Raw genomic sequence first — 20,439 nt, forward strand, 5'->3', positions numbered from 1 at the left:
CGTTCCCTTCTTTTTTGATGATTTTTGCATGACATGATCGGGCGCGCCGTTACCTTGCCCATTCGGCAAGATCGGCAACACCGATGACGCCGGCGTGGCCTCCGAGCTTCGCCGCTACGAGATCGGGGGAAAGGCGCGGCGGGACCTCGCTCAGATGTGCGCGCACCCGGTCGAGATAGCCTTCTGCAAGACCGATGCTGCCGCCGATGACGATCAATTTGGGATCGAACATCATCTGAATGTCCCGGCACAGCGTCGCGACCCGCGAGGCGCTCTGCGAGACGATGGCGCCGGCCCAGGCCTCGCCCTTCAGCGCACGCCTGAACACATCGACGGCATCGGCCTTGAAGCCGGCCTTGAGGGCTTGCGAAGCGATCCAGCGGCCGGAGGTGCCGTCCTCGAGCGGAGCCCGGTCTTCAGACAGACTACGGATCAGACCGAAGTGACCGGCAAGACCGGACAGCAATCGGCCGTTGCAAACGATGCCGCCGCCAATTCCGGTCGAGATGGTTAGAAAGACGATGTCGCGACCTTGCCCGGCGCCGAATTTGTATTCGCCCCAGGCAGCTGCCTGGGCATCGTTGACCGCACAGACCGGCTTGCCGAAAACAGAGGACGCCCTTTCGACCAGCGGGTAGCCGTCGGGAATGCCGAGGGTTGCCGGATTCAACGCCGACCAGCGTCCATCCTCTACCAATCCGGTCACCGCAATGCCGATACGACTGAAGCGGCTCGACCAGGCCGACGTGCTTTGCGCCAAGGATGCAAGCCAGGCGTCGGGTCCAGCCTCTCGCGCGGTCGGCACGATCATGTCCTCGATCACCTTGCCGCCGCTGACCAGCGCGGCCATGGTCTTGGTTCCCCCGATGTCGATGCCCAAGACGGATGGGCCCAGAACGGTTGAGCCCCGGACGGTTGGGCCCAGGACACTTGTGCCAAGGGCGGTTTGCGCGCCCCTCGCCACATAGGCGTCGGAAAGCGCCTGATGGAACCATGAGGTGACGTGCTCGGTACGGGTGATCGCCGAGCCGACAACCACGGCACAGGCGCCGGCGCGCGCGGCGGCAGCCGCCTGCTCAGGCGACCGGATACGCCCTTCGGCGATGACGTAGGGGGTCAAGGTTCGCATTTGAGCAATGAGGGCGATATCCGGATCCTCCGGCTCCGGCCCGCCGACATAGCCGGAAAGCGTCGTGCCGACGAAATCGACACCCGCGGCAAGGGCCCGGCGCGCATCGTCAAGGCAAGAGCAATCGGCCATGGTCAGCTTGTTCCTGGCCTTGACGGCTTTCACAAGCGCTTCGACAGGAACGGGACGGACACGGTCCGTCGCATCGAAAGCGATGATATCGGCTTCCGCCTCGGCCAGGGCTTCGACATCGGACAGATAGGGTGTGATGCGCACGGGGCTGTCGGTGAGATCGCGCTTGACGATACCGATGATCGGCACGCGGACGGCCAGGCGGGCGGCCGCGACATAGGGCACGGATTCGATGCGCAGGGCCTTGGCTCCGGCTTCAACAGCGGCCTTGGCAAAGCCTGTCACGAATTGCGCACTATCCATCGGGCCGCCGGGAACCGGCTGGCAGGACACGATGAGACTGTTGGTGATGTCTTCCCGCTGCACGTCGGCACTCCCTTGTCGCCATCACGATAAATGGAAAATACCAGATTACAACCAGTTCATAACTGGTATTACCTTTGCAGCTCGAAGACGAAATCGTAGACGTCGCCCTTGTATCGTGTCTCGCAGTATTCGACGATTTGTCCGTCGGCGAGAAAGCAGCGGCGCTCGGTCATCAGCAGCGGTGCGCCCGGCTCGCAATGAAGATGTTTCGCATCCTCCAGCGACGCGCCGCGCGAGCGCATGCGCTGGACTGCCCTCTGAGGCAGGAAGCCGCGTGCATCAAGCGCTTCATAAAGGGAATCCTGAACCATCTCGGGCGAAGGAAGGAAGCGAACCGGCACGGCCGAGACCTCGACGGCGATCGGCGCGCCATCGGCCGTCCTCACACGACGCATGCGAACTACATTGGTATTGCCTGCAATACCCAAGGCCATCATTTCGGCTGGGGATGGGCGGCTTATCTGCTTGGAAAGCCATAGACATCCAGGCTTCAGGCCGCGCGCCAGAATGTCCTCCGAAAAGCTCGTCAGCGTCGAAAGCGATTTCTCGACCCGCGACCCGATCTCGGTTTTGGAACCGTGCCGGCGATTGAGCTGCCCTTCCTCTTCGAGCAGCGCCAGGGCCTTTCTCACAGTGACTCGCGAGATCGACAGGGCTTCCGCCAGAACCCGCTCGCCTGGCAGAACCGCGCCGGCCTTCAATGCATTGGAGCGGATCGCTGCCTCGATCGCCGATTTCAACCGCCTGTAAAGCGGCACATCGGACGCTGTCGCTTCCATTTCCCGACTGACAAGCCCGATCAGGTTCACGGTTGTCATTGCCTTTCCTCCGCGCGAGAAGCACCCTGGATCGGAACATTCCTGACTGGACCTATACTGGTATTACCAATCCGGTGCAAACGGCCAGCGGACGGTGCTTCGTCCGCGCCCCCGGCCCACCACGATCCCTCAGCGAACCCGCGGTGACAACTTCATGGAGATGCGATCGCAGGCCGCGCGCAGGACCTCCAGAGTAAAGGCATGGCGGCTTTCACGCGTATGGCGATTGATATAGGCGACGATAATGGAGGCGACGGCGCTGCCGTCCGGTCCGATGACCGGACAGCAGATATCGGTGATGCCGACGAAGTCGCGGCTTTCGCGCATCCAGTAGCCGTCCGCGCGGATGATCCGAAGCTGCTTTTCCAGCGCGTCACGATCCAGCGGCGCCGGGGAGTGCGCCTCACTTTCATCGATCATCCGCGCCGCGACCTTTGGCGGCTGGAAGGCAAGTATCACATGGCCGGAGGTCGCGTCGGTGGCCAGACGACCGTATCCAAGGCGAAGCGTGAACGCCATGTCCTCGCCCCCGGGAACGGCCGCGGTTACGACGGTCAAGCCGTGATTGAAGACGACCAGGTGCGGCGACTGATTTGAGTTCCCCGCAATCCGCGTCAGTTCGGGCATGGCGGCGGACATGAGATCCTGAGCGCTCGGCGTGTGCAGCCCCAGCTTGAAAAGCTTGTCGGTCAACGAATAGGCGTCGGTCTCGGCGTTGCGCTCGATGTATTGACGTTCCTGCAGCGCGATCAGCATCCGGAATATCTCATTCTTCGAACGGCCGAGGCCTTCCGCGATCTCCTTCATCGTCAAGGGTGCCCGCGCTTCCGCCAGCAGTTCCAGAACATCCAGGCCCTTGCTCAGCGCCGGGGCCGAATAGGTCGGTTTGCCACTCTCTTTTGCGTCATCTGACATTCGAAGAATCCCCGGCGGTCCACGCACGATAGAGACAAGAAATTGAAATTGCCATTGGTTTTATATCCAAACTTGACACCATATATAAAACTGACATGATGACGGGGACAATGAATTTCGAGGCCGACCCGATGACCGTACAGAGACCTGCAAACACTGTCCGCGCGACCATCACTCCCCGGAACAACAGTGTTTACACGTCGGTCGATTTCGATCGCGAGGGCAAGCAGATCGGCTTCTTCCATGTGCCCCAATCGCCGCACGACGATGCCTGGGGCACGGTCCGGGTTCCGCTCGCCGTCATCAAGAACGGAGACGGTCCGACGGTCCTGATCGAGGGCGGCAACCACGGCGATGAATATGAAGGGCCGATCGCGCTCGGCGAGCTTCTGCGCGAGATCGATCCACGGGATATTGCCGGTCGCATCATTGCGATTCCGGCCATCAACATTCGGGCTGTCGAGGCCGGCACCCGCACTTCCCCGGTCGACGGGTTGAATTTCAACCGCAGTTTTCCGGGCGATTTCAACGGCACGCTGACAAGCCAGATCGCGGCTTACGTGCATGACATCCTGTTTCCGATGGCCGACTACTTCCTGGATCTCCATTCCGGCGGTTCGTCCCTGATGATCCTGCCGAGCGCGATCATCGAGCCATCCCCGACCGCGCAAGGGCATCGCAAGAACATCAGGGCGACGCTCGCCTTCGGGGCGCCGACCGTTGTCATGGTCGACAATCTCGGTGAAACCCGGACCTCGACCGCGTCCGCCAACCACCAGGGGCTGATCGTCATCGGCAGTGAGATGGCCGGCGGCGGCCTTGTCAGTCCAGATGCGCTGGCCATCTGCCGCAGGGGCATCCGCAATGTGCTGAAACATGCAGGCGTCCTGAAGGGTGCGCCTGACATTGCCCCTGGCGCCAACGCACGCGTGCTCAAGGTGCCCGGAAGCGAAGGCTATCTGCTTTCCGAGGAGGACGGTGTCTTCGAGCCCTTGAGCCCGCTCGGCAGTGCCGTCAGCAAAGGCGACCTTGCCGGACGCATTCACTTCCTCCACACACCGTCCCGCGCGCCCATCGATCTCCTTCACCCCATCGACGGCATCGTTTTCGCCAAGCGTCAGCCCGGCCGCGTGCGTCCGGGGAATTGCTGCTTCGTGCTTGCCAACGAATATCCGGAGGCACTGACCGATGAGCCATGAGGACATCATTGCGGCTGCCCGGCGCATTGCCCCCTTCATACGGCGCACCCCGGTCGTCAAGCTCGACCATGCCGCGGGCGCAAACCTTCAAAATGATGTCTATCTGAAACTCGAGTGCCTCCAGGTGAGCGGCTCCTTCAAGATCCGGGGCGCCACGAACCGGGTGAAGACGCTCGAGCCGAGCCGGATCGAAAACGGACTGGTCGCCGCATCCGGCGGCAATCATGGCCTGGCCACCGCCTGTGTGGCTGCCCGGGCCGGCGTTCCCGCCACCATTTACCTGCCGAACAATGCAAGCCCGCTGAAGGCGGAAAAGCTGCGCAAATGGGGCGCTGACGTTCGCTTCGAAGGCAATGTCTGGGATGAAGCGCATGAGGCGGCATCGGCCGAGGCAAAGGCGCGCGGCGCCTTCTACATGCATCCATTCGCCGATGCGCAGATCGTGTCCGGTCAGGGAACCGTGGCGCTGGAGATGGTCGAACAGATTCCCGATGCCGACATCTACATCGTCGCGATCGGCGGTGGCGGCCTTATCAGCGGCATGTCCGAAGTCCTGAAGGATGTCAAACCTGAAGCCAGGATCATTGGTGTCGAGCCGACCGGTTCACCGACCCTTCATGCCTCCCTGGCTGCCGGCCGTGTCGTTCGCTTGCCCGAGATAACGACGAAGGTGGCGACCATGGCCTGCGGCCGCACGGACGAAAGCATCTACGCGATCGTCGCCAAACACGTCGACGACATCGTCCTTGTCGGTGATGCGGACATGCAGAAGGCCGCTGAATTACTCTGGTTCGAATTCGGCATTGCCGCCGACCTCAGTGGGGCGGCATCGCTGGCCGCGTTGACGAGCGGAGCTTTCAAGCCACCGCGCGGCGCCCGCATCGCCGGGCTTGTCTGCGGCGCCGGTGTCGAAGGCCTGAATGGCTGAGGTTGAACAAGGTCGGTCCACGCAGGACGCGGCCCTGACATGGATACGGCACGAGTGCCGCGGAATACCGCCGGAATGCCTGTCGCTGGGACGGTCGTCGTGCGGAACATGAAAAAGAGGCGAAGAATCGCCCTGTCGCAACAAGAGGAGAACTGAAACATGCGCATTTCCCTGAAAGCATCCATTGCCCTGCTCGCACTCGCCATCGCGACGCCCTCGCTTGCCGCGGAAAAGGTTCTTGGGCTTGCGGCAATCGACCTGCAGAATTCCTTCTTTGTCCGCATGAAGGAAGCGGGCGACGTGGCTGCCGCCGACTATGGGGTGAAATCCACCTGGCAGAGCGCCGAGGGCAGTCTGGAAAAACAGGTCAGCATCATCGAGAATTTCATCAATCAGGGCGTCAGCGCGATCCTGATCGATCCGATCGACAAGAATGCGGTCATTCCGGTCATCCAGAAAGCCACCGCCGCCGGCATTCCGGTGATCACCATGGGCAACAAGGTCGAGGCCGGCTCGAACTATTCGACGCTCTATCCGGACTACGACAACATGTCGATGGTTGCCCGCGCGCTCGGCAAGTCGCTTGGCGGCAAGGGCGAAGTCGCTCTGCTTGTCGGTTCGCGTGGCAACTTCGTGTCCGACACGCGCGAAAAAGGCTTTGTCGAAACCCTGAAAAAGGAGTTTCCGGACATCAAGGTGGTCGGGATCGAGCCGACCGGCTGGGACGCAGCCAAGGCAACCAATGCCGCCCAGACCTGGCTCACCACCTATCCGGATCTGAAGGCCATCGGCTGCATCTCCGACAGCCTTTGCCTGGCCGCCGATTCCGTTGCCAGCTCGATGGGAACCCAGCTGCTCTACGGCGGCTATGACGGCGACGCCGAGATGAAGCCGCTGATCGACGACGGCAAGATGGTGATGGACGTGCTGACCGGCGCCTACCGTGTCGGCTACTGGAACATCGCCGTTGCCGCTCGCCTGGCCAACGGCGAAAAGCTGCCGCAGGATCTCTACATGCCGACCTATTTCGTGACCTCGGATGCGACGGCGGCGAAGCTCAAGGCGGATGGCCTCACCTTCGAATACATCAATACCGACAAGGAGGCGGTGGAAGCCAAGAACTATACCGAGCAACTCGGTCCCAAGGTTCCGGCGACCGCCATGACCCTGGCAAAGTAACAGCCTAAAGCGGCTCAAGCGCCGGATGACATATCATCCGGCGTCCCCTTTTCCTGACGATCGCCGTCGCCGCTTCCGTGGTGACCGCGCATGATGCTCGATAAGAGGACCAACCCATGTTCCAGTCCTGGACCTCTCCGTTACTGCGGCGCAACGAACCGGTTCTCATCGCGGTGCTGCTGGTCGCCATCGCCGTCTTCGGCTGGATCGATCCGCGTTTTCTGTCGACCGGCAATCTTGTCAGCATCGCGCAGCAGAGTGCGGTCATCGCTCTCATCTCTTTTGCCATGACGGCCGTGATCATCGCGCGCGGCATTGATATTTCCGTCGGCAGCAACCTTGCCTGTTCCGGCATCGCCGCGGGCCTTGCCTACACGGCAACCGGCTCGGCGAGCTTGAGCCTTCTCGCCGCGATCGGTGGCGGTGCCGCAATCGGTCTGCTCAATGGAGCGCTGATCGGCTTTGCCGGCATCTCTCCATTCATCGCAACGCTCGCCACCATGGCGTTTGCGCGCGGCCTGGCGCTCAGTCTCTCAGGCGCATCCAGTATCGCGGTCGCCGATCCGGTCCTGCTTTTCGCGGGACGCGAGACGATCGGCCTCCTGCCGGTCTCCGTCATCATCGCCGCCATCTGCCTAGGCCTCTGGTGGTTCGTGCTCAATCGCACGGTGTACGGGCGCTGGATCTATGCGGTCGGCGGCAATGCGGGAGCAGCGCGGGCCTCACTGGTTCCCGTCGACCTCGTGCGCATCTCCGTCTACCTGATTGCCGGCGCAACGGCCGGGCTCGGCGCGATACTCACCATCGGCCGCCTTGGTTCGGCACAGCCGCTTGCCGGCACCGGCCTCGAATTTACAGCCATCACAGCCGCCATCATCGGCGGCACGAAACTGTCCGGCGGCCAGGGCTCCATCTGGGGAACGGCGATCGGGGCGCTGCTGCTGGGCGTCATCAACACCGGCCTGTCCTTCCTGCAGGTACCGCAGATCCTGATCTATTTCGTGACCGCGAGCCTCATTCTGGTGGCCGTTCTCACCAGCCAGCCGGAGAGTGTCGCCGCCCTGTTCAAGACCGGTGGCCGCAAGTCCACCCCGTCGCCCCGCAACACCGCCGCAACACCGGTCGGCAAACACAGCATCGCCTTGCGCGGGCTTGGCAAGTCTTTTCCGGGCGTCAAGGCACTCGACGGTGTCAGCTTTGCCGTCTCGGCCGGCGAGGTGGTAGGACTTGCCGGCGAGAACGGGGCCGGAAAATCGACGCTGGTGAAGTGCATTTCCGGTCTGCATCGCCCGGACGAGGGTGAGATCGTCATCGACGGCAACGCCGTCCAGTTCCACTCCCCCAGCGACGCCAAGGGCATCAGCGTCATCCATCAGCATTTCAGCCTTTCGCCGGACCTGACGGTGGCGGAGAATCTCTTCATCGGCCGCGAACCGCATACCCGCCTGGGATTTCTCGACCGGGCCCGGATGCGGCGCAATGCGAAATCCATCATGGACGAGTTGTCGCTCGATATTGACATTGGCGCGGAGCTGCGAACGCTTTCCGTCGGACACCGGCAGATGGTGGAAATTGCCCGTGCCGTTCTGTCCGATGCCTGGTTCTTCATCATGGACGAGCCGACCAGCGCGCTCTCCAACCGCGAGCGCGACCAACTCTACGACCTGATCGACAGGCTGAGAGCTCGCGGCGCCGGCATCCTCTACATCTCCCACAAGATGGAAGAGATCTTCAGCCAGTGCGACCGCGTCGTCGTTCTGCGTGACGGGCGCTTCATCGGCGAGCGCCAGACCCGCCAGACTAGCGAGGCCGAGATCGTCTCGATGATGGTCGGGCGCGATGTCGGCGACATCTTCCCCTATCTCGAAGCGCAAGTCGGCGAAACCGCGATCGAGATCAGCAACATCTCCGATGGCAAGCTCTTGAAGTCGGCCACGCTCAGCGTGTGCAGGGGCGAAATCGTCGCGCTCGCCGGCCTGATGGGAAGCGGCCGCTCCGAGGTGCTCAGGCTGATTGCCGGCCTCGAGACCATGCATGGCGGCACGCTTAGAATTTTCGGCGGGCAGCAGACCGGCGGCGACACCAAGGCCGCCAATCGCGCCGGCATCGTCTACATACCCGAAGACCGGCATCTGGAAGGCTTCGTCGGCACGATGTCGATCAGGGACAATCTGTCCCTCGCCTGGATTCGCGACAACAGTCACTTCGGCCTGCTGAGACCTCGCCGCATCCTGGCACTCGCGCGCGATCTCATCGGCTCACTGGGGGTGCGGCCGGCCCAGCCCGACAAGATGACCATCGAGCTTTCGGGCGGCAATCAGCAGAAGGTCGTCATCGGCAAATGGCTTGCCACCAAGCCGAAGATCATCCTGCTCGACGAGCCGACACGCGGCGTCGACGTCGGCGCAAAATCCGAACTCCATCACCTGATCGCAAGATTGAAGGCCGAGGGCGCGGCGATCCTCATGGTGTCGAGCGAGTTGCCCGAGGTTCTCGGCGTTGCCGACCGCATCGTCGTCATGCGCGAAGGCCACTCTGTCGGCACGCTGGCTCGTGGGGCGACGGAAGAAGACGTGATGACGCTGGCCTTCGGTGATCGCACGATCACATCACCAGCCTGCGCACCCCGGCCAGCATCCAACCTTGCAACATGCCTGTAAGGAGAAACCCTTTGAGCAAGTTAAAGATTGCCATCGTCGGTGCCGGCTACATGGGTCTCCTGCATGCGCAGGTGGTTGCCGCGAGCCCTGTCGCCGAACTGTCGGCATTCGTTGATCCGAATGCTGCCACGGGGAGCAAGGCCGCGTCGGATTTCGGTGCCCGGTATTTCCGCGATGCCACCACCGCGCTGACCGCCAATGCCGCCGACGCCTATATCGTGGCGGCACCCGACACGCTGCATGAAGACGTCTGCCGCACGCTGCTCGATGCCGGCAAGCCGGTGCTGCTCGAAAAACCGATGGCTCACGATCTTTCCGCTGCCAAGGCGATTGCTAGAGCGGCGGAGAGAAACGGCGCGCGCCTGTTGGTCGGCCACATCCTGCGGTTCGACCCGCGCTATTGCGAGGCCGCGGCAGCGGTGAAATCCGGGCGGATCGGCGAGCCGATCCACGGCAGCAGCGGCCGTTTCACCAATCGCGAAGTCGGTCTTCGCATGAACGGAAACTCGAGCGTCTGCTTCTACCTCGGCGTGCACGACGTGGATGCGCTGCAATGGATCTCAGGTTCGGACATCATCGCCGTCTACTCCCGGCCCGTCGCCAAGCTCATGCCTTCGCTCGGAGTTCGATCCGAAGACGCGATCTTCTCCACCGTCGAGCTGTCGAACGGAATGAGCGGACAGCTCTACTTCGGCTGGACGCTGCCACCGACCGTTCCGACCGGCATCTGGGCACGCACGGAAATCATCGGCACGGAAGGCATGATCGACCTCGACGTGCGCGACCACGGTCTACGCATCCTGTCGCGTGGACAGTGGTCGCAACCCGACGCCCTGCACTGGCCGACCGTCAATGGCCGTATCACCGGGGATCTCTTCGAGGAGGTCCACCATTTCATTTCGGCGGTTCGCGACGACACCCCTTTCGTGATGCCGGTCGGCGACGCCCTGCGCGCCGTCGCCGTCAATGATGCAATCCTGCGCAGCGTCAAATCAGGCCTGCGCGAACCGGTCGAAGATTGGCACATCCGATGAGAGAACCCTCATGACCCGCCAACAGAACATCTGGTGCAGGCGCTTTCTCGACCTCTCGCCGTTGATCCTGCTGGTCATCCTGCTGGCGATCTTCGCGCTCATCGACGCCCGCATCGTTTCAACCGCCAGCCTCATCAACATCGTCGCCCAGGCGACCCCGATCGCCATCCTGGCGCTTGGGGCTCTGATCGTTCTGCTGACGGCGGGCATCGACCTGTCCGCCGGCGTCGGCGTCGCCTTCTGCGCCGTCTTCATCGCCAGCCTGATCGACGGCGGCGCCGGCCTGCCGCGTGCCTTGCTCGTCGGCTTTGCCGTGATGGTGGTGATCGGCCTCGCGAACGGCGCCGTTATCGCACTGTTGAAGATACCGCCCTTCGTGACGACACTGGCCACAATGGTCGCGCTGCAGGGCGCAACGCTTGCCGTTGCCTCCAAAGGCGTCCTGATGCTGAAGGATCCGACGCTTCGCGCGGTCGGCATTGAGCGCAGCTTTGGCATTCCCAATGTCATCTTCGCAACGCTCCTGATCGTTGCCGTAGCAGCAATCCTGATGCGGCACAGCCGTTTCGGGCTGCGTACCTATGCGCTCGGGTCGGATGCCGGAGCCGCGGAACTTGCCGGCATCCCGGTGACGAAACACACGATCCTCGTCTATTGCGCCTCCAGCATCTTCGTCTTCCTGACGGCCGTCATCATGATCAGCCGGGTGCCTGTCGTGACGCCCAATATCGGCGGTACCTCGCTGCTTCTGGACGCGATCGCCGCTGCCGTGCTTGGAGGCACCAGCATCTTCGGCGGACGGGGAACGGTGTGGGGGGCGGTCGTCGGCGCCCTGATCGTCAGTCTGCTGACAACTGCGCTTCGGGTGTTCGGCACGGATCCTTCCAGCCTCGAACTCTACAAGGGTGCAATCATCATGGTCGCTCTCCTGGCCGATTCCGGCATGACCTACGCCAAGGCGCGGCTCATCGAGGCAGCACGATGAGCGAGCCAGTTCCGGCCTTGCCGATCCCGCTCAGGTCCAGCTTTGCGCTGATGACCTCGCCGGATACGGAAAGACACGCGACAGCCGGCGTGCATAAACCCGTCGTCATTCTGCCGCTCGGCGCTGTCGAGCAACATGGCCCGCATCTGCCTCTCGGCGTCGATTGCTGGCTTGCGGAAGCAGTCGCTCTCGCCGCGGCGGAAGGACAGGCTTCCATGCGGGTCGCCGAACCTTTCGCCTATGGCTCGTCCGAGCATCATCGCTCCTTCTCCGGCACGATGAGCCTCAGTCCGCGGACCTTCATCGCCGTGCTCGTCGATCTCTGCACCTGCCTTGCCGAAGACGGCTTCCTGCCGGTCATGCTGAACGGCCATGGCGGAAACCGCGCCGCGATCCAGGTGGCGATCACCACCCTTGGCCAGCGTGGCATCGTCACCGCGGGTTTCTCGTATTTCGATCTCATCGCCGACGTGGCGGCGGAGGCCCTGCCCGATGCCGCCACGGGCACCGGTCACGCTTGCGCGCTTGAAACCTCGTTGATGATGCATGTGCTTGGCGACAGCGTTCGCCGCGATCTCATCCCGCCAGGCGGCACTTCGCCATCCTGGCCGGATCCTCACCTTTACGCCGCGCCGGCCGTCACCGTCTGGCGCCGTTTCGAAGCCATCCGCGACAACGGCGTCATCGGCACGCCATCGGAGGCGAGCGCAGAGGCCGGCAGCAGACTTTTCATCGCAGCCGTGGAGCGCAGCCGTGCCGCCATTTTGAACATCCAATCCGAATTCGGCCAAAGGAACGCATGATGACAGTCCATTTCAAATCTTCTCTCGAAGGCCCCAACCTGCGCGGCATGGCGATCGTCTCGGAGCCGGAAGCAGCCGCCCGCATCGGCATCAACCGCATCGGCGGCGAGTGGATTGCCGGCAGCTCGGGCAAATTCCTGAAAATCGACAGTCCTTCGACGGGCGAGCATCTCGGCTATCTCTCCCTTTCCACCCGCGCCGATGTCGGTCGCGCGGTGAAAGCCGCCGAAGGCGCACGCGAGACCATGCGCAAGATGGGAACCTTCGCGCGCGCTCAACTGTGCATGCGCATTGCCGACGCGATCGACAGGCGCGCCGAGGAGCTTGCGCGCCTGCTCTGCCTGGAACAGGGTAAGCCGTTCCACAGCGAAGCAAAGGCCGAAGCGTCGGCGGCGGCTCTCGGCTTCCGCAATGCGGCAGAACAGATGAAGTGGCTGGAGACGGCGGCTTTTCCGCTTGCCGATGCCAACAAGCGCGCCTTCAGCTTCCTGCAGCCGAAGGGCGTCTTTGCCATCATCACACCCTGGAATTTCCCGCTCGCCCTGCCCTGCCTCTATTATCTCGGACCGGCCGTCGCAACGGGCAACACCGTCGTCTGGGTGCCCGCGCCGACGACGTCGCTGATTGCCACGGCGCTTGTCGAATGCTTCATCGAGGCGGGCCTGCCGGATGGCGTCATCAATCTCGTTCTGGGTGACGGTGCGGAGGTGGGCGACGAGGCGGTCGTTCACCCGGGCACCCATGCCATCGGCTTCACCGGCAGTTCCGCCACTGGCGCGACGATCGCCCGGCGTGGCGCGGGCAAGCCGCTTCTGCTCGAAATGGGCGGCAACGGTCCGACCATCGTCCTGGCCGACGCCGATATCGACATGGCCGCCGCCCAGGTGGGAGCCGGTTGCTTTGCCAATGCCGGGCAGATCTGCACGGCCACCGAACGCGTGCTGGTGCACAAATCCATCCATGACCGTTTCATCGAAGGTCTCGTGAAGGCGGCTTCGAAGGTAAAAATGGGCGACCCTTTCGATCCCGCGACCACGATGGGTCCGATCAACAATGCGGTGGCCGTCGACAAGGTGCTCAGCCACATCGCGGACGCTCGCGCGCGTGGCGCCGATATCGTCACCGGCGGCAATGTGGCATCGGGTTTTGCAACCAATCTCTATTTCGAGCCGTCGATCGTCACAGGACTAACCCGGGAAAGCCTGCTCAATGTCGAGGAATCCTTCGGGCCGATCGCACCCGTGCTGAGTTTCGAGACCGACAAAGAGGCGATGGAACTTGCGGCGTCCAGTCCCTACGGCCTGTCGGCCGCGGTCTTCACCAGCACCATCAAGAATGCCTTTGCCTTTGCTGAAAGCCTGAAGGTCGGCATCGTCAACATCAACGAGATGAGCTGCTATTGGGAGCCGCACATCCCTGCCGGCGGCGCCGCCGGGACGCAGAGCGGCCTCGGCCGCACTGGCGGTCGGCACACGCTGATGGAAATGTGCGACCTGAAGACGATCACCGTGGATGTCACCCGCTGACATTCAAGGCCCGCGCCTTTTTGCGCGGGCCTGCCCTCGCGACCATATGCAGTTCGGCAGAGAGCTGTCAGGTGGACCGGCGCAGGCTGTCGGCCATTTTCTCGCCAATCATGATCGAGGTGAGATTGGTGTTTGCCTGGCAATCGAGCGGCATGATCGACGCATCGATAACCCGCAATCCTTCCAAACCGTAGACCCGGCATTCCGGATCGACCACGGCCTCGCCGGGCCCCCCCATGCAACAGCCTCCGATCCCATGCTGCGCATCGGAAGACTGCGCCAGCAGGAAATTGTCGACCTCCTCGTCGCTTGCCGTTTCGAGCCATGACAAAGGCAGATCGGAATCCCCCAGCAGGACGCGCTCGGCGATCGCCTGGATCGGCGCCTGCCGGGCAATCTCGCCGAGGTGGCGATAGGCGATACGCATGCGCTGGAGATCCATTGGATCGTCCAGCATGTTCTCTTCCACGATCGGCTGGTCGAAAGGGTTGGCGGAACGCAGTTGCACGGTGCCGCGGCTCTTGGCCTCCATCAGGATCAGATTGACCATGGCCTCGCCGAACTGGGCGCTGTCGGACTCCACGCCGATACCGCCATGGTTCATGGCGACGTAGAGAATGTCGTCGCGCTCGGCACCCGGCACGCCGGAACTCATCCGCACACAGCAGTTGGTATGCCGCGCGTCGACATCGGTCGCCTTGAATTCCGGCTTCAGCTTCAGTTCGATGCGGCAATAAGGATGGTCGAAGAAACCTTCGCCGACCGGCAGGTCGGCAAGCACCTCGATGTCCTTTCGTTTCAAGAGAGCCGCCGGACCGATGCCCGAGCGTTGCAGGATGGCCGGAGAGTGGATGGCGCCGGCCGAGACGATAACCAGCGGCGTCTCGAATTTGCGAACCTGACCGGCCACGATGGCCAAAACGCCGATCGCTTTCTTGCCATCGAAAAGCACCTTGTCCACCGTCGCCTGCCCGATGATGGTGAGGTTCGGCCGGTCGCGGGCAGCTTCCAGATAGCCGTCATTGACCGACACGCGCTTGCCGGCTCGACTGTTGATGGGATAGGTGCAAGCCCCTTCGGCATCCGGAGCATTGAGATCGTCATGCCAGGGATGGCCGAGAGCCATCGCGCTTTGGCGCATGGCCTTGTCGACGCTTCCCCAGCTTTCGACAGGCGCGCGGTAGATCGGAATCGGGCCGCCGCTGCCGTGAAAATTGGCCGCGATCGGGTCGTCCTCCAGGCGGCAGAAGAAGGGCAGCACATCCGCTCCCGACCAGCCCTTGCATCCGATTTGCTCCCAGCGGTCGAATGCATTGAGCACGCCGCGAATGGCAATCTGCCCATTGACGGCCGTCGAACCGCCAAGCCCCTTGCCGCGCCAGTAGACCCGATGCTCCTGCCGCTTGGTGCGGCGAGCCATCAGGTCGGGATACATGTATTGTTGCTGAAAATGATCGGGAAGCAGCAGGTTGAAGGGATTTGGGCTCGCCATCTCGGCAGGTTGCTCGCCGCTCCGGTAGTCCGGCCCCGCTTCCAGCAAAAGCACGGTCGTGGCCGCATCTTCGGTGAGCCGGGCGGCAAGAACAGCCCCGGCTGCGCCGGCTCCGACAACGATGACATCAAACGGCATGCCGTACTCCCCGGATCCGACCAATGCACGGCTGGCTCGACCGCGACATCATGTTGATTTCATTTGTGCACGATCATCTGCTGGCATTCAGGCTCAGCGATATACGCCGGAACCAACCACCTTAGCGTTGCACGACTGCAAGATCATCATGATTTGTTTTATATGTAAATATGATTTCGTATATGAACCCATCGGAAGGGTTTCTTTTCACCATCTGCTCCATATCGCGCGAAGAACCCCGGTGCTCTCCGTCCCCTGCCGGCGGTTCTCACACCGTCATCATCCATCGCCTTTTGACAGCGATCGGTTTTCGACAAAAGCGGTGTTTGGCGTGCTGCCCTTCCGAGTCGCGCCCAGGGAACAACTGCTTCCATGGAAAGTTAGTCCATGGCTACACCGCCGGTGAGCTTTCACGACAATCCAGGGAGACAAATCATGGCGACTGCAAAAAGAGCGACGACAAAGGGACTGGAGGCTTTGTTCCTCGATGGGCTGAAGGACATTTACTACGCTGAAAAGAAGATACTCAAAGCCTTGCCGAAGATGGCAAAGGGCGCCGAATCCGAGGAGGTGGCCGCGGCCTTTGAGAAACATCGCATGGAAACCGAAGGCCAGGTCGATCGGCTCGAGCAAGTGTTCGAACTTATGGACAAACCGGCCCGCGGCAAGACCTGTCCGGCGATCGACGGCATTCTTGAGGAAGGGTCGGAAATTCTCGACGAATACAAGGGTGACCCGGCGCTGGATGCAGGGCTGGTCGGCGCGGCACAGGCCGTCGAGCATTATGAAATCGCGCGCTATGGCACGTTGGTCGCGTGGGCTGAACAGCTTGGCAAGAGCGACGTGGTCAAGCTCCTCAACGAGACATTGAAAGAGGAGGTCGCGACGGACGAAGCGCTTTCCGGGCTGGGCGAAGGCGGTGTCAATGAGCGCGCCCTGGAGCAAGCTGCCTGACTGGTTGTGCCCGGCGCCAAAGCCGCCGGGGCGACTTCGCGACCCGGCCTCTTCGTCGGTACCCCTTCAGATGCAATCAGACCCACCCCGATACTTCGGGGTGGGTCTGCTGAAATCAACCGCGATCAGCGGTTCTTGTGGCTTTGTTCGCCAGCTTTCACGTGCTGTTCGTGGGTTCCACCACGCATGCCGGATCCATCGCCCTGCTGCCGTTGACCACCACCAGCGGCCTGCTGTTGCTGACGGTTTTTATTGTCGGCGTTCTTGTGGCTCTGCTGGCCTGCCTTCACATGCTGTTCGTGACTACCACCTTGATTGGGCATTCTTCTTCTCCTTCAAAATCCACGAGGCGACAACCGCCTCGATTGCCTAAGAAGAGTCAGGCGCGAACGTTCCCTCACGTAACATTTTGTGAAGACCACAAAGCCCGCGGCGTTCGAAGGCGCCTGAGGTGGCTGTCGGATTTATTTCTTGGCGTTGGCAACGAGTTCATCTTGGCCGTGACCGACGTTGCCGGCGGGTCTCATGCCTGTGCCCACCCAGGAGGAAAATGCATGTCATTCCGATCCGAGAGATTTACAACCGCTTTGACGTATAGCGAGGATGATAGAGCGCGGGCCGCCGCAGCGCTCTATCAATACAACATCGCACAGACCGGGATCGACGACCGAGCTGTCATCGGAGCGGAGCTTTGCGACCACTCAGGAAGAGTCTGGGGCGGGCTTTGGGGCAGAACGGAGCTCGGGCTCCTGTTTCTCGACATGTTCTTCCTGCCTGAGCAGTTGCGTGGCCAATCCTTTGGCTCACAACTTCTCAGGACTGTCGAGGAAGAAGCCATCCGGCGTGGCTGTAAGAAGGCCGTCGTGGAGACGAGCAGTTTCCAGGCACCGGTATTCTACATGCGCCATGGTTTCGAGGAATTTGGCAAAGTCGAATTCGGGATCCCTGGACATGCCCGCATCTTCCTTCGGAAAGATCTGCTGTGAAATTGATCGCGAACCTGCCGTCATGGCCTCAATCGCGAGGCAGCGACGGGTCGGTTCATTTTCCCGCAGCGAGCAGTGACTGTTCATAGGATCTGCCAAGGCTGATCTAACGCCAATTTGCGACGCCATGCTCCACAGCCAAATTCTTGAGCGACACAGCCTCGTGTGAACCGACTCAGGCCGTGGGTGTTGCTGCTTGGAACAAATCGGCGGCGGCAGAAGTTTGGCGTGCGCTACGAGGGACCGCATGGCGAGCAAATCGACCGTGGTAGGCCGCTCCGGCGCACGCAAGCTTTGCTCTCGCCGCGCTCACAAGTGCAAGTCTGCCAGGGCGTGGTTGAAAGGGAGAAATCATGGCCAAGGTTTCAAGTCCGACCCCTGCCGCGGCCAGAGGCGAAGTTCAGGCAGGAGCGACGCAGGACAAGACGCCGGGGTTCGATCCCGCCATTGCCCCGCTTGAGACAGACGCAGAGGCCGCGGACACACAAAATCCGGTCGCTGGGACAAGTCCGCCGCGCAATCGTCCAGAATTCGAAAACGATGCCAGCTTTGCCAATGCCATGCGCCCGGTCGAAGGCGAGCCGGAACTGCGGCCTGGCGCCAACTGGCCGGTTTTGGTGATTGCAGCTGTCGTTTTGATAGCAGCCGTGGTTTTCCTGGCGGCAAGCATGCTGCGCTGAGAACGATCCCGACGATGCAGCACCCCACGGCCTATTCATGGAGGTCTGGTGCGCCCTTCATGCCTGAGAGTTCGGTCATTGGGCACAGCAGCCGCGGTCGCGCGGGATCGGAAATGTCGAGCTTGTCCCAAGGGATGCGATATAGACCGTCGCGGCGGCGCAATCGGAAAAGATCCAGCACCGCCACGCCTATGGCCGAGGCCGAAAGACGCTCGAAAGCGGCGTAGACCCCGACATGGAATTCGGTGACGACGAAATCGTCACCATCCCGTTCGGCGTGGATCTCCTCGATATAGCCGACATTCTTGCCGCGCTGCGAGAGTACGCGTCGCCCAGCCAGATGCTCGAGATTGACCGTGGTCATCATCAAGCTCCCGGAATGCGCTCGATGACATGGTCGCGCAACCAGTCCTGCCAGGCGAAGATCGACGTTTCTCGCACATCGATGTCGAACTCGATATCGATGCCGATATCTTTGACCTTGTGCCAGGCGATCCGATGGGGTTCGCCATGCTGCTTGCCACCCAGCTTGACCGCGAGCCGCGCCATCCAGCGCCCAGGCCCTGCGCCGAGGCGACGTGCCAGGGTGATGGAGCCGAGCTCGATGGCAATGATCCGAGGCGGCTTGCCAGGCCGCAACTCCGCCACCAGCCCGTCGACCTTGCCGATCTTGATCTGCTCGCGGTCGACCACCTGCTTGTCGAGGAGATCACGCAGCAACTTCATCATGTGCCCCCGAATATCTGCAGCGGGATGGTCACCACCGCCAGTACGAAGCCAAGCGCGATGATGAAGATGACGGCGGCATTCGACAAAAAGCCATTGCGATGCTCGCCGACATAACGTTTGTCGTTCAGCAGAAACAGGAAAGGAACGACCGTCAGCGGCAGGCTGGCTGCCGTCAGCGCCATGGAGAAGATGGTGAGCCTCAGCGGATCGAGACCAAGCGCGATGGGAATAGCCGCCAAAAGCAATGATATCGTGTAGGTGGCGCTGAAACCCGGATCGTCGCGCGGCTTGCGATCCTCGCCCCAATTCCAGCCGAAACCCTGGGCCACAAGATAGGCCTGTTGCAACCCGACCTCTAGTGCGGCGCCGAAGCAGGCAATGGCGAGGGAGGCAACAAACAGCACGAAGCCCCAGAAGCCGAATATGGATATCAGCATCAACGGCAATTGGTGATAGTCGTCCACCTGGGTGACGCCATGCGTGGCGAGCACGAGAGCGGCCACGATCAACACGCCGATCGAGATGGTCCCCCCGAAAGTCATGCCCAACCCCGCTATGGCCCGATTGGCTCCGAGATAGCTTTTGTCCCACCTGTCCTCGATGGCCCCCGAGGAATAGAACATGAAGAGGTAGGGCGATATCGAGGCGCCGAGAATGCTCACCGCCATGAACCAGTAATTGGCGGCATCGTGGACCGGCAGCGAAGGCACGGCGCCCCTTGCGACTGCCGTCCAATCGGGTCTCAGCATCACCGCTCCGACGACGAAACACAGCGTCACCAGACCGAGAATAGATACGCCCTTCTCGATGAAGCCGAAGGTGCCTTTCCAAAGCAGCAGCCACGCCAGCAAAGCCACCGGCAGTGCCCACCACTGGAAGCCTATGCCGGTGGCAAATTCGAGCGCAATGGCGACGCCGCCGATCTCGGCGGACAGCACCAGGAAATTGACCAGCAGGGCGGCCAGCAACGGCCATAGAAAGACGTTGAAGCCGAATCTCTCGCGGATGCCGTCGGAGATCGTGTGATGGCTCACGGCCGCGAACCGGCCGGACATTTCGACAAGGAAGATGATGCAGATGGTGCCTAGCACCACCGCCCAGATCAACTGGAAGCCAAACATCGCGCCTGCCTGCGCCGCCGTCGCCATGGACCCAACTTCGAGGAAGCCGCCGACGCTGGTGACGACGCCGAGGGATATTTCCATGAGCTTCTTCATGGCTTCGGCGCGAAATACTTGGCGTAGGCGGTAGCGAGCGAACGCGACGCCAGCCGTAGATCCTGTTGCGCGTCTTGGACTTCCGGCCGGTCGCCCGCCTGCAATCCGGCCTCTGCACGCGCCACCGCGACCGACAAATCGTAGACTGCCTTTGTCAGTGAAGCTTGCTCGGCGGGTTCACTGGTTTGCGCGGACCGGATTTGCGCCCCGGCGTCGGCAAGCGTCTCGCCGATCGATTGCAGCGTACCCACCGTGTATGCGGTCGGCGCCGCCCCTGCCGCCCAGGCGTCCAGCGCCATCAACACGGTCTGCGATGCGGAGGCCGCTGTTCGTGATTGCTGCTCGATCTGATCGGAAGATGAGCATGCCGACAACATCAGCAACAGCAAGCACAGGCAGTCGTGCCTGAGATAGCGGCGTCTAACGATCAAATCAGGCGTTTGGTGCGCCACCGAATAGTCTCCCCCGACCCAACAAAACCGTGGCCGGCGTAAATCTGATCTAGAGCACTCGTCGGGTCCGTCAACGACCGCGCCCGCCGATCCGGAGCACGAGGCGGCGAGCCAGGT

Annotated in this window: 20 protein-coding genes; 11 read left to right on the plus strand and 9 right to left on the minus strand. The window is 62.0% G+C overall.

The genetic code is table 11. The features are described 5' to 3' along the window. Positions 1-49: 49 nt before the first annotated feature. From NKI69_RS10000 to NKI69_RS10010, 3 genes are all read right to left on the minus strand, one after another. The gene (locus NKI69_RS10000) at positions 50-1,564 is read right to left on the minus strand and encodes a putative N-acetylmannosamine-6-phosphate 2-epimerase (protein ID WP_502900169.1); all 1,515 of its coding nucleotides are present in this window, start codon (positions 1,562-1,564) and stop codon (positions 50-52) included. 131 nt (positions 1,565-1,695) lie between these two features. After that, complete coding sequence (locus tag NKI69_RS10005; RefSeq protein ID WP_023809444.1) at positions 1,696-2,445, minus strand: GntR family transcriptional regulator; 750 nt, start codon at positions 2,443-2,445, stop codon at positions 1,696-1,698. Positions 2,446-2,574: 129 nt separating this feature from the next. Beyond that, entirely contained in the window at positions 2,575-3,360 is a 786-nt protein-coding gene (locus NKI69_RS10010; protein ID WP_352441979.1) for an IclR family transcriptional regulator, read from the minus strand. Between the two features lie 95 nt (positions 3,361-3,455). On the opposite strand from NKI69_RS10010, the gene NKI69_RS10015 reads away from it, so the two are divergent. The 8 genes from NKI69_RS10015 to NKI69_RS10050 all read left to right on the plus strand — a co-directional run bounded on the left by NKI69_RS10015 (position 3,456) and on the right by NKI69_RS10050 (position 13,674). Beyond that, positions 3,456-4,559, plus strand: a complete 1,104-nt coding sequence (locus NKI69_RS10015) for a succinylglutamate desuccinylase/aspartoacylase family protein (RefSeq protein ID WP_352721150.1) — start codon at positions 3,456-3,458, stop codon at positions 4,557-4,559. Further along, on the plus strand, positions 4,549-5,487 hold the full coding sequence (locus NKI69_RS10020; protein WP_352721152.1) for a threonine ammonia-lyase: 939 nt from the start codon (positions 4,549-4,551) through the stop codon (positions 5,485-5,487). The genes NKI69_RS10015 and NKI69_RS10020 overlap by 11 nt, the downstream gene beginning before the upstream one ends. Before the next feature lie 159 nt (positions 5,488-5,646). After that, positions 5,647-6,666 carry a sugar ABC transporter substrate-binding protein gene (locus NKI69_RS10025; RefSeq protein ID WP_013530435.1) on the plus strand — a complete coding sequence of 340 codons (1,020 nt, stop codon included), beginning with the start codon at positions 5,647-5,649 and terminating at the stop codon, positions 6,664-6,666. 116 nt (positions 6,667-6,782) lie between these two features. Beyond that, a complete protein-coding gene (locus NKI69_RS10030; protein ID WP_352721154.1) occupies positions 6,783-9,326 on the plus strand; it encodes an ATP-binding cassette domain-containing protein in 2,544 nt (847 codons plus the stop codon). Positions 9,327-9,337: 11 nt separating this feature from the next. Beyond that, positions 9,338-10,360 carry a Gfo/Idh/MocA family protein gene (locus NKI69_RS10035; protein ID WP_352721156.1) on the plus strand — a complete coding sequence of 341 codons (1,023 nt, stop codon included), beginning with the start codon at positions 9,338-9,340 and terminating at the stop codon, positions 10,358-10,360. 10 nt (positions 10,361-10,370) lie between these two features. Further along, the gene (locus NKI69_RS10040) at positions 10,371-11,345 is read left to right on the plus strand and encodes an ABC transporter permease (RefSeq protein WP_352721158.1); all 975 of its coding nucleotides are present in this window, start codon (positions 10,371-10,373) and stop codon (positions 11,343-11,345) included. Next, positions 11,342-12,148: a creatininase family protein gene (locus tag NKI69_RS10045; protein ID WP_352441973.1), complete on the plus strand. Its 807-nt coding sequence runs from the start codon at positions 11,342-11,344 to the stop codon at positions 12,146-12,148. Before NKI69_RS10040 ends, NKI69_RS10045 begins: the two co-directional genes overlap by 4 nt. Further along, positions 12,145-13,674, plus strand: coding sequence for an aldehyde dehydrogenase family protein (locus NKI69_RS10050; protein WP_352721160.1), 1,530 nt, complete (start codon positions 12,145-12,147; stop codon positions 13,672-13,674). The genes NKI69_RS10045 and NKI69_RS10050 overlap by 4 nt, the downstream gene beginning before the upstream one ends. 67 nt (positions 13,675-13,741) lie before the next feature. On the opposite strand, the gene NKI69_RS10055 is transcribed toward NKI69_RS10050, so the two are convergent. Next, positions 13,742-15,304, minus strand: coding sequence for a GMC family oxidoreductase (locus NKI69_RS10055; protein ID WP_023809454.1), 1,563 nt, complete (start codon positions 15,302-15,304; stop codon positions 13,742-13,744). A 435-nt stretch (positions 15,305-15,739) separates the two neighbouring features. On the opposite strand from NKI69_RS10055, the gene NKI69_RS10060 reads away from it, so the two are divergent. Continuing rightward, positions 15,740-16,258 (plus strand): YciE/YciF ferroxidase family protein, encoded by a 519-nt coding sequence (locus tag NKI69_RS10060; protein WP_013530428.1) that lies wholly within the window; start codon positions 15,740-15,742, stop codon positions 16,256-16,258. 125 nt (positions 16,259-16,383) lie between these two features. On the opposite strand, the gene NKI69_RS10065 is transcribed toward NKI69_RS10060, so the two are convergent. After that, positions 16,384-16,581, minus strand: coding sequence for a hypothetical protein (locus tag NKI69_RS10065; protein WP_013530427.1), 198 nt, complete (start codon positions 16,579-16,581; stop codon positions 16,384-16,386). Positions 16,582-16,812: 231 nt separating this feature from the next. Here NKI69_RS10065 and NKI69_RS10070 point away from each other — a divergent pair, with 231 nt between their 5' ends. Both NKI69_RS10070 and NKI69_RS10075 read left to right on the plus strand, forming a co-directional pair. Continuing rightward, entirely contained in the window at positions 16,813-17,244 is a 432-nt protein-coding gene (locus tag NKI69_RS10070; protein WP_023809456.1) for a GNAT family N-acetyltransferase, read from the plus strand. A gap of 353 nt (positions 17,245-17,597) precedes the next feature. Then, a complete protein-coding gene (locus tag NKI69_RS10075; protein WP_023809457.1) occupies positions 17,598-17,924 on the plus strand; it encodes a hypothetical protein in 327 nt (108 codons plus the stop codon). 31 nt (positions 17,925-17,955) lie between these two features. Here NKI69_RS10075 and NKI69_RS10080 read toward each other — a convergent pair whose 3' ends face one another. Genes NKI69_RS10080 through NKI69_RS10095 form a run of 4 tightly spaced genes read right to left on the minus strand, consistent with a single transcriptional unit; the run spans position 17,956 to position 20,322 of the window. Next, positions 17,956-18,288, minus strand: a complete 333-nt coding sequence (locus tag NKI69_RS10080; RefSeq protein WP_023809458.1) for a hypothetical protein — start codon at positions 18,286-18,288, stop codon at positions 17,956-17,958. A 2-nt stretch (positions 18,289-18,290) separates the two neighbouring features. Next, on the minus strand, positions 18,291-18,650 hold the full coding sequence (locus NKI69_RS10085; RefSeq protein WP_352721193.1) for a hypothetical protein: 360 nt from the start codon (positions 18,648-18,650) through the stop codon (positions 18,291-18,293). Then, on the minus strand, positions 18,650-19,870 hold the full coding sequence (locus tag NKI69_RS10090; RefSeq protein WP_023809459.1) for an NRAMP family divalent metal transporter: 1,221 nt from the start codon (positions 19,868-19,870) through the stop codon (positions 18,650-18,652). Before NKI69_RS10090 ends, NKI69_RS10085 begins: the two co-directional genes overlap by 1 nt. Then, positions 19,867-20,322, minus strand: coding sequence for a hypothetical protein (locus NKI69_RS10095; RefSeq protein ID WP_023809460.1), 456 nt, complete (start codon positions 20,320-20,322; stop codon positions 19,867-19,869). The genes NKI69_RS10090 and NKI69_RS10095 overlap by 4 nt, the downstream gene beginning before the upstream one ends. Between the last annotated feature and the right edge of the window lie 117 nt (positions 20,323-20,439).

The sequence above is a fragment of the Mesorhizobium sp. M0491 genome (genome assembly GCF_040321265.1).
Taxonomy (GTDB): Bacteria; Pseudomonadota; Alphaproteobacteria; order Rhizobiales; family Rhizobiaceae; genus Mesorhizobium.

Coding starts and splice junctions, on each gene's coding strand:
- NKI69_RS10000 (WP_502900169.1), bottom strand. CDS start 1,564: ATGGATAGTGCGCAATTCGTGACAGGCTTTGCCAAGGCCGCTGTTGAA.
- NKI69_RS10005 (WP_023809444.1), bottom strand. CDS start 2,445: ATGACAACCGTGAACCTGATCGGGCTTGTCAGTCGGGAAATGGAAGCG.
- NKI69_RS10010 (WP_352441979.1), bottom strand. CDS start 3,360: ATGTCAGATGACGCAAAAGAGAGTGGCAAACCGACCTATTCGGCCCCG.
- NKI69_RS10015 (WP_352721150.1), top strand. CDS start 3,456: ATGATGACGGGGACAATGAATTTCGAGGCCGACCCGATGACCGTACAG.
- NKI69_RS10020 (WP_352721152.1), top strand. CDS start 4,549: ATGAGCCATGAGGACATCATTGCGGCTGCCCGGCGCATTGCCCCCTTC.
- NKI69_RS10025 (WP_013530435.1), top strand. CDS start 5,647: ATGCGCATTTCCCTGAAAGCATCCATTGCCCTGCTCGCACTCGCCATC.
- NKI69_RS10030 (WP_352721154.1), top strand. CDS start 6,783: ATGTTCCAGTCCTGGACCTCTCCGTTACTGCGGCGCAACGAACCGGTT.
- NKI69_RS10040 (WP_352721158.1), top strand. CDS start 10,371: ATGACCCGCCAACAGAACATCTGGTGCAGGCGCTTTCTCGACCTCTCG.
- NKI69_RS10045 (WP_352441973.1), top strand. CDS start 11,342: ATGAGCGAGCCAGTTCCGGCCTTGCCGATCCCGCTCAGGTCCAGCTTT.
- NKI69_RS10050 (WP_352721160.1), top strand. CDS start 12,145: ATGATGACAGTCCATTTCAAATCTTCTCTCGAAGGCCCCAACCTGCGC.
- NKI69_RS10055 (WP_023809454.1), bottom strand. CDS start 15,304: ATGCCGTTTGATGTCATCGTTGTCGGAGCCGGCGCAGCCGGGGCTGTT.
- NKI69_RS10060 (WP_013530428.1), top strand. CDS start 15,740: ATGGCGACTGCAAAAAGAGCGACGACAAAGGGACTGGAGGCTTTGTTC.
- NKI69_RS10065 (WP_013530427.1), bottom strand. CDS start 16,581: ATGCCCAATCAAGGTGGTAGTCACGAACAGCATGTGAAGGCAGGCCAG.
- NKI69_RS10070 (WP_023809456.1), top strand. CDS start 16,813: ATGTCATTCCGATCCGAGAGATTTACAACCGCTTTGACGTATAGCGAG.
- NKI69_RS10075 (WP_023809457.1), top strand. CDS start 17,598: ATGGCCAAGGTTTCAAGTCCGACCCCTGCCGCGGCCAGAGGCGAAGTT.
- NKI69_RS10080 (WP_023809458.1), bottom strand. CDS start 18,288: ATGACCACGGTCAATCTCGAGCATCTGGCTGGGCGACGCGTACTCTCG.
- NKI69_RS10085 (WP_352721193.1), bottom strand. CDS start 18,650: ATGAAGTTGCTGCGTGATCTCCTCGACAAGCAGGTGGTCGACCGCGAG.
- NKI69_RS10090 (WP_023809459.1), bottom strand. CDS start 19,870: ATGAAGAAGCTCATGGAAATATCCCTCGGCGTCGTCACCAGCGTCGGC.